15 protein-coding genes are annotated in these 16108 nt (G+C 49.1%); 8 read left to right on the top strand and 7 right to left on the bottom strand.

Annotated features, from left to right (window positions below):
- The first annotated feature begins 156 nt into the window (after positions 1–156).
- The 7 genes from der (at position 157) to proC (ending at position 7538) form a co-directional block, all read left to right on the top strand.
- A complete protein-coding gene (gene der / locus NG796_RS00300; protein WP_261203916.1) occupies positions 157–1521 on the top strand; it encodes a ribosome biogenesis GTPase Der in 1365 nt (454 codons plus the stop codon).
- A gap of 128 nt (positions 1522–1649) precedes the next feature.
- Positions 1650–2639, top strand: coding sequence for an energy-coupling factor transporter transmembrane component T family protein (locus NG796_RS00305; RefSeq protein WP_261203917.1), 990 nt, complete (start codon positions 1650–1652; stop codon positions 2637–2639).
- Entirely contained in the window at positions 2543–4150 is a 1608-nt protein-coding gene (locus tag NG796_RS00310) for an anthranilate synthase component I (protein WP_317619247.1), read from the top strand. The genes NG796_RS00305 and NG796_RS00310 overlap by 97 nt, the downstream gene beginning before the upstream one ends.
- A 416-nt stretch (positions 4151–4566) precedes the next feature.
- Entirely contained in the window at positions 4567–4836 is a 270-nt protein-coding gene (gene pipX / locus NG796_RS00315) for a transcriptional coactivator PipX (protein WP_261203918.1), read from the top strand.
- Positions 4833–5498: a YggS family pyridoxal phosphate-dependent enzyme gene (locus tag NG796_RS00320; protein ID WP_261203919.1), complete on the top strand. Its 666-nt coding sequence runs from the start codon at positions 4833–4835 to the stop codon at positions 5496–5498. Before pipX ends, NG796_RS00320 begins: the two co-directional genes overlap by 4 nt.
- A gap of 542 nt (positions 5499–6040) precedes the next feature.
- Positions 6041–6646 carry a cell division protein SepF gene (locus NG796_RS00325; protein WP_261203920.1) on the top strand — a complete coding sequence of 202 codons (606 nt, stop codon included), beginning with the start codon at positions 6041–6043 and terminating at the stop codon, positions 6644–6646.
- Positions 6647–6728: 82 nt separating this feature from the next.
- On the top strand, positions 6729–7538 hold the full coding sequence (gene proC, locus NG796_RS00330; protein WP_261203921.1) for a pyrroline-5-carboxylate reductase: 810 nt from the start codon (positions 6729–6731) through the stop codon (positions 7536–7538).
- 265 nt (positions 7539–7803) lie between these two features.
- On the opposite strand, the gene plsY is transcribed toward proC, so the two are convergent.
- From plsY to NG796_RS00350, 4 genes are all read right to left on the bottom strand, one after another.
- Positions 7804–8487 carry a glycerol-3-phosphate 1-O-acyltransferase PlsY gene (gene plsY, locus NG796_RS00335; RefSeq protein ID WP_261203922.1) on the bottom strand — a complete coding sequence of 228 codons (684 nt, stop codon included), beginning with the start codon at positions 8485–8487 and terminating at the stop codon, positions 7804–7806.
- A gap of 78 nt (positions 8488–8565) precedes the next feature.
- Positions 8566–9894 carry a DUF3086 domain-containing protein gene (locus NG796_RS00340; protein WP_261203923.1) on the bottom strand — a complete coding sequence of 443 codons (1329 nt, stop codon included), beginning with the start codon at positions 9892–9894 and terminating at the stop codon, positions 8566–8568.
- A gap of 177 nt (positions 9895–10071) precedes the next feature.
- Positions 10072–10473, bottom strand: coding sequence for a DUF3119 family protein (locus NG796_RS00345; RefSeq protein WP_261203924.1), 402 nt, complete (start codon positions 10471–10473; stop codon positions 10072–10074).
- Between the two features lie 77 nt (positions 10474–10550).
- Positions 10551–11339 carry an MlaE family lipid ABC transporter permease subunit gene (locus NG796_RS00350; RefSeq protein ID WP_261203925.1) on the bottom strand — a complete coding sequence of 263 codons (789 nt, stop codon included), beginning with the start codon at positions 11337–11339 and terminating at the stop codon, positions 10551–10553.
- A 187-nt stretch (positions 11340–11526) separates the two neighbouring features.
- On the opposite strand from NG796_RS00350, the gene NG796_RS00355 reads away from it, so the two are divergent.
- Positions 11527–11823, top strand: coding sequence for a hypothetical protein (locus NG796_RS00355; RefSeq protein WP_261203926.1), 297 nt, complete (start codon positions 11527–11529; stop codon positions 11821–11823).
- A gap of 177 nt (positions 11824–12000) precedes the next feature.
- Here the strand turns inward: NG796_RS00355 and NG796_RS00360 are convergent, their stop codons facing one another.
- The 3 genes from NG796_RS00360 to NG796_RS00370 all read right to left on the bottom strand — a co-directional run bounded on the left by NG796_RS00360 (position 12001) and on the right by NG796_RS00370 (position 15935).
- The gene (locus NG796_RS00360) at positions 12001–12357 is read right to left on the bottom strand and encodes a hypothetical protein (protein WP_261203927.1); all 357 of its coding nucleotides are present in this window, start codon (positions 12355–12357) and stop codon (positions 12001–12003) included.
- 417 nt (positions 12358–12774) lie between these two features.
- Positions 12775–13989: an HNH endonuclease gene (locus NG796_RS00365; protein WP_261203928.1), complete on the bottom strand. Its 1215-nt coding sequence runs from the start codon at positions 13987–13989 to the stop codon at positions 12775–12777.
- 296 nt (positions 13990–14285) lie between these two features.
- Positions 14286–15935, bottom strand: a complete 1650-nt coding sequence (locus NG796_RS00370) for a Ppx/GppA phosphatase family protein (RefSeq protein ID WP_261203929.1) — start codon at positions 15933–15935, stop codon at positions 14286–14288.
- Between the last annotated feature and the right edge of the window lie 173 nt (positions 15936–16108).

Consider the following 16108-nt stretch of genomic DNA (forward strand, 5'->3'; position numbering starts at 1 on the left):
ACGAAAAGCCATTAAAGACTCCGAGTTAGCTGGAGAGGGGAAGCCCCCGGGTAAAAATGTGGGCTAATTAATGAGCGTGCCGATCGCCTCGGTTCGCTATAATAAAAAAATAAACAGATATGATTGCTTCGCTCAATCCCAGGAACCTTCACCTCTATGGCTTTACCTATAGTTGCTATTATCGGACGCCCTAACGTGGGCAAATCAACCCTTGTCAATCGGATTGCTGGGGGTAAACAGGCGATCGTCCATGATGAACCGGGAGTCACCCGCGATCGCACCTATCGAAATGCCTTCTGGCAAGACCGAGACTTTCAGATCGTTGATACGGGCGGATTAGTCTTTGATGATGATACCGAATTTTTACCCTTAATTCGAGAACAAGTCATGACAGCGCTTTCTGAATCAAGCGTTGCGCTATTTGTGGTAGATGGACAACAAGGGGTCACGGAAGCCGATCGCGAAATTGCTAACTGGTTGCGTCATCAAAAAGTCCCCGTTGTACTCGCCGTGAATAAATGTGAATCCTTAATGGAAGGATTAACCCAAGCGGCAGAATTTTGGGAATTAGGCATGGGTGAACCTTATCCCATTTCTGCCATTCATGGCAGTGGAACCGGGGATTTATTAGATCTCGTCATTACCCACTTGCCGCCGACTTCCGAAATTGAAGAAATGCCGGAAATTAAAGTGGCGATCGTTGGACGTCCTAATGTTGGCAAATCCAGCTTACTCAATGCCTTTCTGGGAGAAAAACGGGCGATTGTCAGTCCAATTTCGGGAACGACTCGCGATAGTATCGATACCTTTGTGGAACGGAACGGAAAAAGCTATCGAATTATCGATACCGCAGGCATTCGGAAAAAGAAAAATGTCGAATATGGACCTGAATTTTTTGGGATAAACCGGGCGTTTAAAGCGATTCGTCGGGCGGATGTGGTGCTGTTGGTCATTGATGCAGTGGATGGGGTAACGGAACAGGACCAAAAACTGGCGGGACGCATTGAAGAAGATGGACGTGCCTGTGTCATGGTGATTAATAAATGGGATGCGATCGAGAAAGATTCCTATACCATTTATGACTATGAACGCGATATCAAAAGTCGCCTCTATTTCTTAGAATGGGCAGAAGCAATTTTTGTGAGTGCCGTCACCGGAAAACGCGTAGAAAATATCCTGGATTTAGTCGATAAATCGGCGGAAGAACATCGTCGGCGAGTTTCTACTTCAGTGATTAATGAAGTGCTAAAAGATGCCTTGCATTGGCATAGTCCTCCGACCAGTCGTCAAGGAAAACAGGGAAAAATTTATTATGGGACGCAGGTTACCAGTCAACCTCCGACTATTGCCTTATTTGTGAATGACCCGAAACGATTTAACGATAATTATCGCCGTTATATCGAGCGTCAATTCCGTGAACAACTGGGATTTACGGGGAGTCCATTACGGTTGCTATGGCGTGGGAAAAAAGCTCGGGACTTTGAGGACAATAATACCACCAATCGAGCCGTTAAGGTTTAGGTTATTCCAATAACTGGGTATTCGACGTGGGGGTAATTGATGAAATTCCCCTACAAAAAAGACAGGGTGAACCCGAACCCCTGGGACAGCGGTTTTAGACGCTTTGGACATTTACTTTCTCGAATCCGATGGATTTATTGCGATCGCTGCCTATCGGCTTGTATTTAGAACAACCTATTACCTGGTTACATGGCTTAGATGCGCGAGTCAAACTGCTGTGGTTGATGAGCTTTTTAATTGCGCCCGTCTTAGCGAATCCAATCTGGCGGATTGCATTGGTTTTTCTGCTCATTTTGATTACCATTAGTGCCTTGATTCCCCTGCGAGTCTGGCGCAAACAAATGGGGTGGTTGTTAAGCCTCTCTCTGTTAGTTTGCCTAATTACAGCGATCGCACCTGATGGACTCCCGGTGGAACACCAACCCCGCCTTCCTTCTCAAGAACTCACCTTTGATCGCCAACCCCTCACCCTCCCTCCCACACCCATCAGAAATCCGTGGTACAATCCTTTGGGCTGGGGTCAAGAAACTCCCGAACCCGAGGAGGCAATTGAGAGTGAACTCCCCCAACCAACCGATTACCGTTATGTTCTCTTTGAGCAAGGGCGGTTTACGGTTACCCGTCGTTCTCTCGATTTAGGAATCCGGATTGGTACTTTATTTTTTACCTTAATTTATAGCACCAATCTCTACCTCCTAACTACGGCCCCGGAAGAGATTGCTGCGGGAATTGAAGATTTAATGAGTCCCCTGAGACGGTTTAATATTCCCACCATAGAAATTGCCTTGACTTTAACCCTCTCCCTGCGGTTTATCCCTTTAGTATTAGAAGAAGTTCAAAACTTAATTCGTTCTGTGAGAACTCGGGCTATTAATTGGAAAAAATTGGGCTTGCGAGGAACAACAAAAGTATGGTTTTCTGTAGTAGAAAGACTTTTAGAAAATTTGCTATTGCGTGCGCAACAAATTGCGGGAGGGATGCAGGTGAGAGGATTTACTAGCCCGAATACCCATCGGGTGCAATGGCATCCATTAAAACTGAGAAATGGAGACTGGGTGGCGATCGCCATTTTGGTGGGATTTTGGGGGATGCGTTTCATCTGGGGATGGCAAGTGTGAACCAAGTTAATCAGCAACCCGTCGCCCCTTGGTATTGGCGATCGCTACCGTTAAAACAGCGGACGGGTACTCAAATATTTGAGGCATTGTTTCTGATTCCTGAAGCTGAAAATAAGCAACCGGAAGCGGCGATCGCCACCCTCCTAGAAAGTCCTTATCCAACTCCCACCCCCATTCCTGAAGCGAGATATTCTATCTGTGCTGGTGCACCGAGATGGATTGACAACCACCCTCAATTGTGGACTCCAGAAGTTGGAGAAATTCTGCCTAGTTTGCGGCAATTGCTTAAGCGAAAACAGCCCGAACAACCCGAACCGATTCAAGAACTTGCCACCCTGCAACGGATTAACTGGGATGCGCTTCCTTTCACCGGCGGATGGTTAGGATGGTTGGGGTATGATTTAGCCTGGGAAATTGAAAAACTCCCCGATTTGAACGATGATCCCCTACCCTTTCCGGTGAGTTACTGGTATGAACCCGCCAACTTTGCGATCCTGGATCATCATCAACAACAGTTGTGGATTGCCAGTAGCGATCGCGCTGAATTGGATATCCTAGAACAGAAATTAGAAAGCTCTTGTATCCGGGCAAATTCTCCTCAAAAATTACCGGAAACTGAGGGGTTTATTCCCCCTTATCCCCAGTTTCATTTGTCGCAATTTGACTATGAAGAACGGGTCAGAAAAGCCCAAAAATATATCACAGCCGGGGATATTTTTCAAGCCAATTTATCCTTGAGATTTGAAACGACAACTCCGCAGGAAAGTTGGGATGTTTATCAAACCTTGCGGGCGATTAATCCCTCTCCCTTTGCCAGTTATTGGCGAACTCCCTGGGGAGATGTGGTGAGTTGTTCTCCGGAAAGATTGGTACAATTACAAGGAAAAACTGCCCAGACTCGTCCGATTGCTGGAACTCGTGCTAGAGGGAAAACACCAGAACAAGATGAACAACTCGCTACTGAATTACTTGGCAACCGGAAAGAACGGGCCGAACATATTATGTTGGTGGATTTGGAACGGAATGATTTAGGGAGAGTTTGTGAATGGGGAACGGTACAAGTTAACGAATTATTGACCATTGAACGGTACAGTCATGTCATGCACTTGGTGAGTAATGCCTTGGGTACTCTCCGGGGCGATCGCGATAGTATTGATTTAATTCGCGCCACCTTTCCCGGTGGCACCATTACCGGCTGTCCCAAAGTGCGATGCATGGAAATTATTGAAGAATTAGAACCTGTGCGCCGCAGTCTGTTTTATGGTTCCTGTGGCTATTTAGATTGGCGAGGGCAGCTTGATTTGAATATTTTGATTCGGACCTTATTATTCGCGCCTGAGACAGTAGGAACGGCCAAAAATGAGGGGAAAACCTATCGAGTTTGGGGACAAGTGGGGGCCGGAATTGTTGCCGATAGTGAACCGGAAAAAGAATGGTATGAGTCCCTAGATAAAGCCCGCGCCCAACTTGCGGCATTGCAGATGGCGATCGCAGTCCGGGAAGGTTCATAACCGGGGCGATCGCTTGCTCCCTCTGTTATAAAAATGCTCATGATTAATATAGCAATCGCTTCCATTTGAAGGCTATGCCAAAGATGAGAATCGAGTGCCTGATTAAAACAGGAATATAAATCATTGGGCAGCAGTTAGACTAGAAAATTGAGGAGAGGGAGCATCTCCCTCGGTGATGATTAGCAGAAAACGAGACACTGCCACTCCAGGGAAGAATCATCAAATTTATGATCGGTCCCTAGCCTAAGAGCATGGGGATTTCCGCGATTTCTGATAAAATTGTCCCCGTCCAAGCTTGCGGCAAAAACTTAGGGGGGAACCGGGTCACATCCCGAAACTCCATAGGAGCTGACTCCGCCAGGGGGACCTTAGTGACTCTATAACCGTTATGATTAACGGTACTCATCTGAACCTGAATGAACACTGAAACTTACTTAAATCATCCTACTTTTGGTCTGCTCTATCGGGTGTGTCTGATCGAACAAAATCAGGAGTTGTTCACGACCCTCTATGCCCAACGCCTATTTTTTTTAGCGCTTTCTGGCTTAGAAGGGTTAAGATTTGAGCCGCTGACCCGTGCCGATGCTCGCCTCCTCGTTGAAAACCGCTTGCGATTGCTCAGACGAATGGGGCAAACTCAGGAATTTGCGGAACTTCAGCTCATTCACAAACGCACGTTTCAATGACGATCGCCCAACGGATTGCTCAGATCCGCACCCACTTACCCGAATCAGTCCGACTGATTGCCGTCACCAAACAGGTGTCGGTGGATGCCATGATGCAAGCTTATCAGGCGGGAATTCGAGATTTTGGGGAAAGTCGTATTCAGGAAGCCCAAGCGAAATCGGAGCAACTCGGGGACCTGCCCGGTCTAACCTGGCACCTGATTGGACACCTGCAAAGTAATAAAGTTAAACCCGCTTTAGACCACTTTCACTGGCTCCATTCTATTGATAGTTTGAAATTAGCGCAACGGGTCGATCGCTTGGCGGAAGGACTCGAAGTTAAGCCAAAAGTCTGTCTCCAAGTAAAAATCCTACCCGACGCCAACAAATCGGGTTGGCAGATTCCTGAACTCATCGAGGATTTAGCGACCCTAAATCAGTGTAAAAACTTAGAAATCAAAGGATTAATGACCATTCCTCCCTTGGGATTGGATGAAGCAAAAACCCTGGCCCTGTTCGAGCGTGCTCGTCAACTCGCGCAAGAAATCCAGGCCCAAAATTGGACTCAGATTTCCATGCAGGAATTATCAATGGGAATGTCAGGGGATTATCATTTAGCTGTTCAAGCCGGGTCCACAATGGTCAGACTAGGGACAATCCTATTTGGAGAGCGATCGCCGTAAAATCCAGCCTTGGACCGTTAGAATTGAGGAAAAGATGGACGAATCATTCTCCCTTACCCGCGTTAGTCCAGGTCCAATCGCGATCGGCTTTTCTCCGGATTCCACCCCCCAAAAATCCCATTCAAATCCCGTTCAAATCCAGTTTTCAATTATAGTGATCAACCACCGCCCCCGATTGCACCAAATTCCCGACAAAAAGTCTGGAAAATTTTGGGCATAATCGGCAACTTATGGCAATATACAATAAACTGATAACTTGGGTAGGGTTGGGCATGGCGAATGGAGTGCATTTCCTATTAGGAGAGAGTTCCTTCCTCAACGGGGTTTACCCCGGCGCTCAGTCACGCTCAAGGGCATCTATAACCGAAGCGGGAGCCAAGGGTTAAGCCGCACTCAGTCGTTGGAACTCCACCCTGAATTAGGGGTTGATTGAGTCGGAACCTGAGTCTATACCGAACTAACATCCAAAATTGATTTGGGCTGGAATGGGGATTTTAGAGAGAATGCCCTGATGTTACCCTAGTTTTGATGGAGCAAAAACCGTGAATACGATTTTTTCTAAGCTACGAGATATGGTCGGACTCAACGAATCCGTGGATTACGAGTATGAGTACGACGAAATAGAAGGAGAAGGATACCAAAACCTTTACCAGGACCAACCCGCAGCCTCTCCCGAAGCAGAAGCGCGCCGGAATCGCCCCCCTTTGCGGACGACCCCAACCGGAATGGGAATGGTGGGAGCAGAAAGCGCAATGGGATCAAGTATGAATGCTATCAATAACGTGATCGGTCTACCTGGAGCCGCCAACGGCATTTCTGAAGTGGTGGTAATGGAGCCGAAATCCTTTGAGGAAATGCCTCAAGCCATTCAAGCCCTGCGGGAACGCAAATCCGTCGTCCTCAATCTGACGATGATGGATCCGGACCAAGCTCAAAGAGCCGTTGATTTTATTGCTGGTGGGACTTATGCCTTAGATGGGCATCAAGAACGAATTGGGGAAAGCATCTTCCTGTTTACCCCCAGCTGTGTTCAAGTCAGCACTCAAAGCGGTGTGGTTCACGATGTCCTGCAACCCCACCTACGGACCGCCCGTCCCCCCTCTGTTCAAACAAGCTGGACCCCGGAACAAGTCCGGATGGCCCAGTAAATAAACCGTTCTTGGTCAGCGATCGCCCTTATAGCCAAGTTGACCAAGGACCTGGAAACCCTTTACAGGAAATTAACGACCGTTGTTGGTAAAACTAGGAATTATTGGAGGCGGGGTCATGGGAGAAGCGCTCCTATCCCGCCTAATTGCTCGTGCCGCTTACCAGCCTGGGGAAATTTTGATTAGCGATCCCGTGCAGCAGCGCCGCGAGTTTTTAGCACAACAGTATGGAGTAGGCGTCACCGCCGACAATTCAGAAGTGGCGGCAGCTACAGAAGTCTTGCTCCTTGCTATCAAACCCCAAGTCTTCGAGTCCGTCACCGCTGCCTTACCCTCCCTCGGCCAGAATGGTCAAGTGCCAGTCATTCTGTCTATTTTAGCCGGAGTCCCCTTAAGTAAATTAGAACGGGCTTTTCCCGGTGCCCCGATTGTCCGATCTATGCCGAATACTCCCGCTACTGTCGGCGCGGGGATTTCGGCGATCGCCCCGGGAACTCAGGTCCAACCCGAACACCTCGACCGGGCCAAAACCGTGTTACAAGCCGTGGGGGATGTGGTTCAGGTTCCCGAGTCCCTGATGGATGCCGTCACCGGCCTCTCAGGTTCTGGACCCGCTTATGTCGCAATTTTTATTGAAGCCTTGACAGATGGCGGTGTTCGTGCGGGTCTACCCCGAGCCATTGCCGCCCAACTCGCCTTACAAACTGTATTGGGAACAGCGACCCTGATTCAAGAGAGCCAACTCCACCCAGCAGAACTGAAAGACCGAGTAACGAGTCCTGGAGGCACCACCATTGCCGGAGTCGCTCAATTAGAAAAAGCCGGATTTCGGTCCGCCTGCATCGAAGCCGTCCAAGCAGCAACGGAGCGATCGCGCCAACTGGGAAGCTAAATGAACTAGGCATCTGCGTCTAGTCTCGGAGTAACCTAGCGGTTAGAAACCGGGTTTCTGGAGACAATCTGTGGCAATTCGTCACCAATCTTTGTCAGAAATCCGGTTTCTTGTTCTTTGGAACTCACTAAAATTTTATCCATTCCTAGGACATTTTAATAGGATTAGATACACAAGAAACCGAATTTTAACAACGGAATTTATTGCCAATTACCCGCATTTTTGTAAACCAATCCCGTCGTTTTCTGGCTCCCAATACCCCATCCTAAGAGGGAATACTTTCCGAGGGTTGCGGTAACTTTTGGCCGATGCGGGGTTCGGTGCCTGAAAGTAAGCGTTTGATATTGCTGCGGTGTAACCAGATGACATACATCGAAGCGGCTAACATAAAAATTTGATAGGACAGGGGTTGATGTAGGGCAAACATGATCCCCGGTAGGGCGAGGGCGGCTAACATAGAACTGAGAGAGACAATGCGGGTAAAGGCGAGGACAATTCCAAAGACGCCAAACCCGGCGAGGGCGATCGGCCAATTAAGGGCAAATAGCACCCCTAGACTGGTGGCAACCGCCTTTCCACCTTTGAAATTAATCCAGACTGATTTGGTATGACCGAGTAGCGCCCCTAATCCAGCGAGGATGACCATCCAAGGCAACCAACGGGTAGCGGGTCCGAGATTGGCGGCGAGTTCCTGGACCGCTGGCAAAGCGTAAGCGAAACGCATCAAGGCGATCGCCGCCATCCCTTTTAAAATATCCACCAGAAACACCACCAGCGCCGGTCCTTTCCCCACCGTCCTCAGCACATTAGTGGCCCCGGTGGACCCTGACCCTTCTTCCCGAATATCAACTCCCTTCAACTGTCGAGCCACAATATAACCTGTAGGGAATGAACCAAAGAGGTAGGCAGCAAGTAACAACAGCCCATTTAAAAGTAGCCACAAAGTCATAAACTTTTATCCTCAGTTTTCAGCTATTTAAAGTCAAGTTGGGGTTGGTCCTTAAATAAGGACCAAAGACCCAAAGGGTTAAAGGGTAGGCAATTCCGGGTCAGCAGCAAATGCTAACCAGAGGGGGAATTGAAGTAGGGAAAGGTTGATTTGGTTTTCTGTTTCATCAATCAAAATTAGCGGAACTTGCTTCTGTTTGAGCAAGCGGTCCGCTTTTTGGGAGAGGGCTTCGGGAGCCTCAAATAAAACTACGCCGCCTTCTGGACCAAAATCAATCCGAGAAATGCCGAGGCAGTCTTGTAAACCCCTGCGCCATTCGCCGAGACGTTCGGGAGAATTGGCGAGAACCAGGGTGCGGAGGCGATCGCCATAGAGGGCCTTCAGGACCGAAATGGCTGCCGATGCTACCAAAATATTTTGTAAGCGACTCCCCAAGGTTCGGACTGCGCCTCTTGCACCTTGGCTAAAAAACCAGTTGGAAAGCCGTTCGGCGTGTACGGGTTCAAAGGTGCGCCGAACTTGCCACGGAGGACCATAATAATCCGGCATTGTGCGATATTTATCCAACAACCGGCGAATCTGTTTCGCCCGGTCTTGAAACGGCTGTTCCGCAAAGGTTGGAGTCGGTGCGCCCGTGCGATCGCCGCCTTTTGCGGCGGCTTTAGGGGGCATCTTCGCCGGTTCCGGTTCCGGAGGGGTTAACTCCAGTTGTTCCACGGAATTGACCAAATCCTGCAAACTGCCCGCCAGATAGTCCTTAAAGCCCTGAACCCGAATCGCCAGGTCTTGAGACACTCCAGCAAAGGTGGTGCGCATTTCCGTGCGGATGCGTTCTTGGCGGCGTTCGAGTTGTTCGACGGAGATTTGTAAATTGTGCTTGCGCTGTTCCAATTCGGTTAAGGCATCTTGAACCAAACGACCGATCGCCGCTTGGGTTTCCGTCTGTTCTTGCAGGAGTTCCGCACGATTCGCTTGCAATTGCACAATAGCGGCTTTGAGTTCCCGTTCTTGCTCCTGTAATTGCGCCACCCGTCGCCCCAAGGATACCGCTTCATCCTCAATCGCCAACGGGGGAGACACCCTCTCATCCATTGGTCGTTCTTCAGCCGTGAATTCTTCCGCCGGTTGTTCCTCTGCCGGTTGTTCGGAGGGTTCCACGGGGAGTTCGGCTGCCGGTTCCCAGGTTGTCGGGGACTCCGGCTCTTTTAGGGTCAACTCCGGGAGAGGGGATACCGCTTCATCGGGGACATAGGGTTCGGGTTCTTTCCAGAGGTCTTCTGAGGGATTGATCCCCTGAGTGGAATCCGCTGAGACTGATTCGGAGGAGGAAGCCTCAAACGGCTCTGAGGAGTCGGATTGGTCCTGAGTTTCTAAGGGTTCTGGATTGTTGGTTTCGTCTGCATTCATGGCAAAATATTTTAAACTTTAGAGATGACCCAGAGCCGATCAGGGAGTTAGGAAGGCGGGGATCTGTGCTGTCAATGAACCATTCAAGGGCCCGATCGCACCTCTAGCCCTAGGTGGGGGGATAAGGTGGGTTTTCTGGGGGTAAAAGAAGGGGTGGCATCAGGAGGGCGATCGCTCTTAAATCCGGGGACAGCGTTCTTCCAAACAGGCTTGAAGTTGTTTGGGATCGAACAAAACGGGTAGAAAATGGATGCTTTTCACTTCCTTAAAGTAAAACAAAATTGGAACTCCAGGCCAGAAAATTCGCCAATTGATCCATTCGGCGTAAGGAAAGCATCGAATCAAGTTTCCTGAGCGATAAACATCTAATGCCTTCGGGGTAAATTGCAGGCGAATGGTTGCCGCTTGGACCATTAAAAATAACCCGAAGGCGGCTAGGGGTAAACTCGCCAAAGGTTGCACCGCCAACAGCGGAATACTGCCGATGATAAAGGCCCAAGGCAGGACGTAACTGGGAGCCAGTTCTTGGGTTGAGGTTGAGGTTGAGGTGGTTTTTGAGGTGGAAATTGGTGTGGTCACAACAGTACCCTGTATTGCGATCGAGGCTAATCAAGAATTGAATGTTTCTATTTTAGAGGCTCAGTCACGGAATCCGATTAGAAGACGCCACTCCCCATGCCGCGAAACATGAGCCAAGAGAGAAAAAAGTTGGAAGTAAAGATGGCGAGAAGGGAAGTGACGACTGCAGTTGTCGTGGATTGTCCCACGCCTTTGGCCCCTCCGGTGGTGGTCAAGCCCCAGCTACAGCCAATGACGCCGATTAATCCGCCAAAGCATAAGGCTTTAATCGAGGCGGTGATTAAATCCCAGGTTTGCACTAAGCTCCGGACGGAATCGAGAAAGACGGTTTGGGAAATGGGATAGAAATTGGTGGCGATCAGCATTCCCCCGATCATTCCCGTGGCGAAAGAGAGGAGGGTCAACACGGGTAGCATGATACAGCAGGCGAGGACTCGGGGAATAACGAGGTAATCAATGGGGTCGGTTTTGAGGATATAGAGGGCGTCGATTTGTTCGGTGACTTGCATGGTGCCAATTTCTGCGGCAAAGGCGGAACCGACGCGTCCTGCGAGAACGATCGCGGTTAAAACCGGGGCCAGTTCCCGCGCCAAGGCGATCGCCAGCACCCCACCGACGGCGCTTCCAGCCCCAAAGTTGAGAAACTCCCGCGCCACCTGGATGGTGAACACCATGCCGACAAAGCTGGCGGTGAGGAGGGCGATAAAGAGGGAATCGGGCCCGACTAGGGCCATTTGTTCGATGGTGTTCCGTCGGTGGATTTTTCCAGAAACGAGGTGAAAGATGACCTGTCCAGCGAGAACGACTGCCGAGAGCAATCGTTGAAACCACTGGCTTAAGTTGGAGGTTGACTTAGTTTGAGTCAAAGGAGTGTTGAGGGGGGTGACGACAGGGGAGGGAGGAGTTGTTTACAAATTTTAAACAACTTTTTTAATCAAAATTTAATATTTGTGACAGAACTGTTTGAGGGCTGCGATCGGGCCTATCTTATAAATCAAATGCGTTTCAGATTCAGGCGATTTCGACAGTTTATCGGTATCCCGTTTTGATTTTATGAATAGTTTTCCTCATTTTCTGCGATCGCTATTATTAACCAGTTTACTAAGTTTTGCCGTCCCGACGCTAACCTTGGCCGGTGGATTAGCCCTTGCCGAGGCGATCGCCCACCTTCCCGGATTGACCAACCTAGGTAAATCTGCTGTTAAGCAGTTGTTACAATTTTTAGCAACCTTTGGCAGTGGTCATCCCCTCCAAGGGGCCATTGTTATTGGGCTCACCTGTAGCGTAGTCGGAGTCTTATTTGATGCCTATGCCTTATACCGCTATCAAAACCTCCGGGGACCCGAATAAACCCTCCATCTCCCCCATCCTCCCCATCTCCCCCATCTCCCCATCTCCCAAATCAAAAGCCGGTAGCACTCAACGTAACTACCGGCTTTTAATGGGGGGACTCAAACATTGCTACACCAAAGAGGAAAAGGCTAATGGATAGGAATGTTTGCGGTGAGGGAAAAGTCTGTTCGTGATTTAGGGTTCGCATCGCCCACTACCGCGCCCAACTTGGTGATGAGTTTTCATCATCGGACAGTTCGGTTCAGCTTGGCTAGAATTGATGAGCTTTTGTGCCAGCAGGATGGTATCCGTTGGGGACTGTTCTCCTCCAGAAGCGCGGAAGTCCCGGCGGCTGCAACCTGGTTTGCTATCTTCGGTTTCGCAGGGGTTAATCTGGCTGTTTTCCGAGGGTAAGGTGAAGCGTCCTAATGAGGCATGAGAAAAGGAACCCTCACTGGAGGTCGGCAAATGGTCTACCGAGTAAGACTTGGCACTAGGAGCAAGATTGGCAAATAAGAGGGTAGAGAGAACAAGAATAGTAGAGAGGCGCATAAAGGAATTGCCTAGGATAACTGATATTCCCTAATACGCATTCCTTATGCTCTATCTGGACAAGAAAGATAGAAAAAATAAATTGTTTTTGTAGGGGGTTAAGATGGGTCGGGTCTGTGCCTCCAGAAGGCAGGAATACAGAAGGTTTTCAGACCATTTTATCCCTTTATTTTTTGCATTCAATCCCCCTTTACACCCCCCAATTTTAAAAAGATTGAACTTTTTATCTGGCCGGGAAGTCAGGGGGCATTTTATTTTTAAAGAGTTCCCGAATTGTATGAAGTTTTGATAAAGTTTTGGCAGTTTCTAGGTTTTTCTTTACAAAAATAGTTGACATGAACGGCACACAACTCAATCATTAAGAACCCGCAAAGTAGGGATTTTATGCGTGGAATTACCGAGAATATATCCCCGGATTTAAACTGATTTTAAATCGTCGGTTTCTTTCGGTGGTGGAGTAAAACCTGTAATCCACGGACATTGACGATAATGGGCATCAAGGGCATCTAGGTTGGGTTGATCCGCTTCCTCCTCGGGGACAGTCAGCCGCCGTCCCGCTAATTTGCCATAGTTGGTTTTGCCCAATTCGGGAGAAAGTAGGACTTGTAACGTTCCCGGTTCGATCGCGATTTGTTTGGCGGTGAATAAGCGTTGAATATCCGCCCGTAAAATTAAGCCATTCCAGATATCACTAGAACGGGTTAGCTGATTGGGGTCGAGATGAACCACTTCCAGGGCCGCTTCTACATCACAGCCAGTAATGGGGCATCGTCCTTTATAAGCGGCCAATAACTGACGGCGAAAGGCTTTGTAATGGAGTGGGTTCGTGACTAAAGCTAAGACTAAAATCACCAGAGCACTGAGGGCTAATCCACCGATCGCACCGAGGGCCAAGGTTTGAATAAATGGTTGATTAGCGTTGGTTTCGGCAACGTGGGGGGATTCGGCGATCTTCAAACTGCTGATCATTTCCCCTTTTGCCTGGGTTGCTTCCGTCACGGCGGTTTGGATTTGAGTCAGTCTTTCTTGTTTAAGGGTTACTTCTTGTTGCAGTTGCGATCGCTCGGCCTCATCCACTCCATAATACTCATCCAAATTTTGTTGGGCGGACTGGAGTTCTTGACGCGCTTGGGAGAGGCGGAGATTGAGCTGTTCCACCACGCCATTGAGACGCGCTGTATTAATCAATTGACTCTGCTGGACCATTGCTTCCATTAGTCCCGATGCAGTTTGGAGGGCGCGTTGGGAATTATTATCGCGGTACATCACCCGGAGAGATCCGGCAGTTTCAGCACTGGGAAGTTTCAATAATAGGCGATCGCGAACTTCCACCGGGGACAGTTTCACATTATCTGCTACCGCTTGAATCACATTATCTGCCAACAGCAACCGGACCAATTCTTCGGGCTGAGAAAATTGCTGTCCTTGATTAATAATTTGCCGAGTTGTTTCCGATAATGAATCCGTCGGTTCATTCCCCCGTAAAGAACCCGTAGCGATATATTTGGGAATGGGTTCTATCTGCAAAGCCATGACACCTCCGATGCCCAATCCGGCAGTCAGCAGGGCCAGAACGATCCATTTATACCGATTTAAGCTGTGAAGATACCGGGGGAAAAAAGAAAGATTCATAGCTTGCAGACACCGGATTCAAGGGTTAGCAAAATGAAGGACTATCGCAATTTTTATATTCATGATCTCCATCGATTCGATCCCCCCTAGCCCCCCTTGAAAAGGGGGGAATCTGGAAAGTCCCTCCTACCTGGGAAAGTGGGAAATCTGGAAAGTCCCCCCTACCTGGGAAAGTGGGAAATCTGGAAAGTCCCTCCTACCTGGGAAAGTGGGAAATCTGGAAAGTCCCCCTTTTTAAGGGGGATTTAGGGGGATCTCTAATGTAGTTCACCCACAAGAGAAAGGCTATAAAACGATTAACGTAAGGGAACGGGAACTGCTTCTAATTTGGGGATGACTTGAATATCATATTCTTCTTCAAATACGACTTTTTTCTGATCGAGACTCCAGAGTTCTAATACGCAGGGGTCATCGGGTTCGCTGGGATGGAGGATTAAATGGAGTTGTTTGGTGTTGGGGAAATAGCGGCAACCGAGTTGAGCGATCGCCCCAACTTGGCGGCGGTCCAGGGCAACCGCCAACCGTAAAAAGGCACTTAATTGACTCACCATCTTGCGATGTTGCTTACTGGTCAAATTTCGATAATTATCATGCTTTTTCTTCGGTGCACTCTGACGGTGATAGCGGGCGAGATTGGCGATGATTTCTACCTCAGTATCGGTATATCCCAGCAACTCCCCATTCCGAATCAGATAATAGGAATGTTTGTGGTGCGCTGAATGACTAATATGAATGCCGCAGTTGTGCAAAATTGCTGCTGCCCAGAGTAATTCTCGTTCATTTAAACCCCAGTCATGGAGTACCCCTTGGGTGCGATCGAATAGGGTCAAAACAAATCCCGCAATTCGTTCGGCAGAGTCGAGATTAACGTGGTATTTTTGGGCAATTTTGAGGGTACTGCGTTGCCGGATCGAACTCTGGTAGCGCAGACGGTCCTCAATTAACCCGTGGGTAAGCATCCAATCGACGATGACGCCTTCTCGTAGCGATCGCTCGCAGACTGTGAGGGAGTCCATCTTTAACAAGGTCATCGCTTCGAGCAAAATTAAAGCCCCCGGCAGGATAATTTCGGCGCGCTTGTCCGACATCCCCGGAATGGCTAACCGTTGATGGTAGGAGAGTTTCCGCAAGCGTTGGACAAAATCGGATAAGTCTTTTAATTTGAATTGATAGCCGGTCAGGGGAGAGGGTTCAAGTCCCTGTTTTTCCCGGGCGATCGCCACGGCGAGGGTTTCGATAGTTCCCGAAGTCCCCACCAACCGAGGCAGTTCATCCAAGTACAACTGCGCTTGCAACTCCTCGACGGGACGCTCTAACATCCCGCGAATGTAGGCTTGCAAAAAGTCAAACTCACTGTTACTAATCGGGTCCGTGGTAATAAATTCGCTCGTCAGACGCACCGCCCCAATTTTCGTACTACTCAGGGACCGGGGTTCATGACCATCCCCTAAAATGAGTTCCGTAGAACCGCCCCCAATATCAATAATGATATGGGGTTCTTCGTTCAAGTCCATTCCCGAGAGAACACCGAGGTAGATGCGTCGCGCCTCTTCCGGTCCTGAAATTAAACTGACTCGGAGTCCGAGTTCGGTTTCGATTTCTTTGAGAAAGTCCCGTCCATTGGGGGCTTCACGCATGGCGGAGGTGGCAACCGCAACCACTTGTTCTGCATTGAGACTCTCGGCGCGTTTCTGGAAGCGTCGCAACGCTGAGAGGGTGCGTGCCATGACTTCCGGTTTGAGGTTGCCGGTTTTGAGGTCGCGATCGCCCAGACGCACGGTTTCTTTTTCCCGGGTCATGATCGTAAAAGCGGGTAAGGTTGGGTCAATTTTGACAACCACCATGTGCAGGGAGTTCGTTCCCATATCGATCGCAGCGAGAATAGGGTGTTTCCCGATATCGGGATCCGGAATCCTCACAAGGGGAACGGATTGGCTCAAGGTCATTGTTTTTCCCTCCAGGAAATTAAGGCGGCGATCGCGTGACTAAAGCTGGGGTGCAAGCCGGAATCGAACCGGAATTGAGGAATATCTCCGGTCAAAGAGGCAACTGTTGCATTCTTTGTGTTGGATTGGCTTAACTCACCCGGAGGTTGCTAATTAAGGCATTGACAAATTTT

The organism is Laspinema sp. D2d (assembly GCF_025370755.1).
Classification (GTDB): Bacteria; Cyanobacteriota; Cyanobacteriia; order Cyanobacteriales; family Laspinemataceae; genus Laspinema.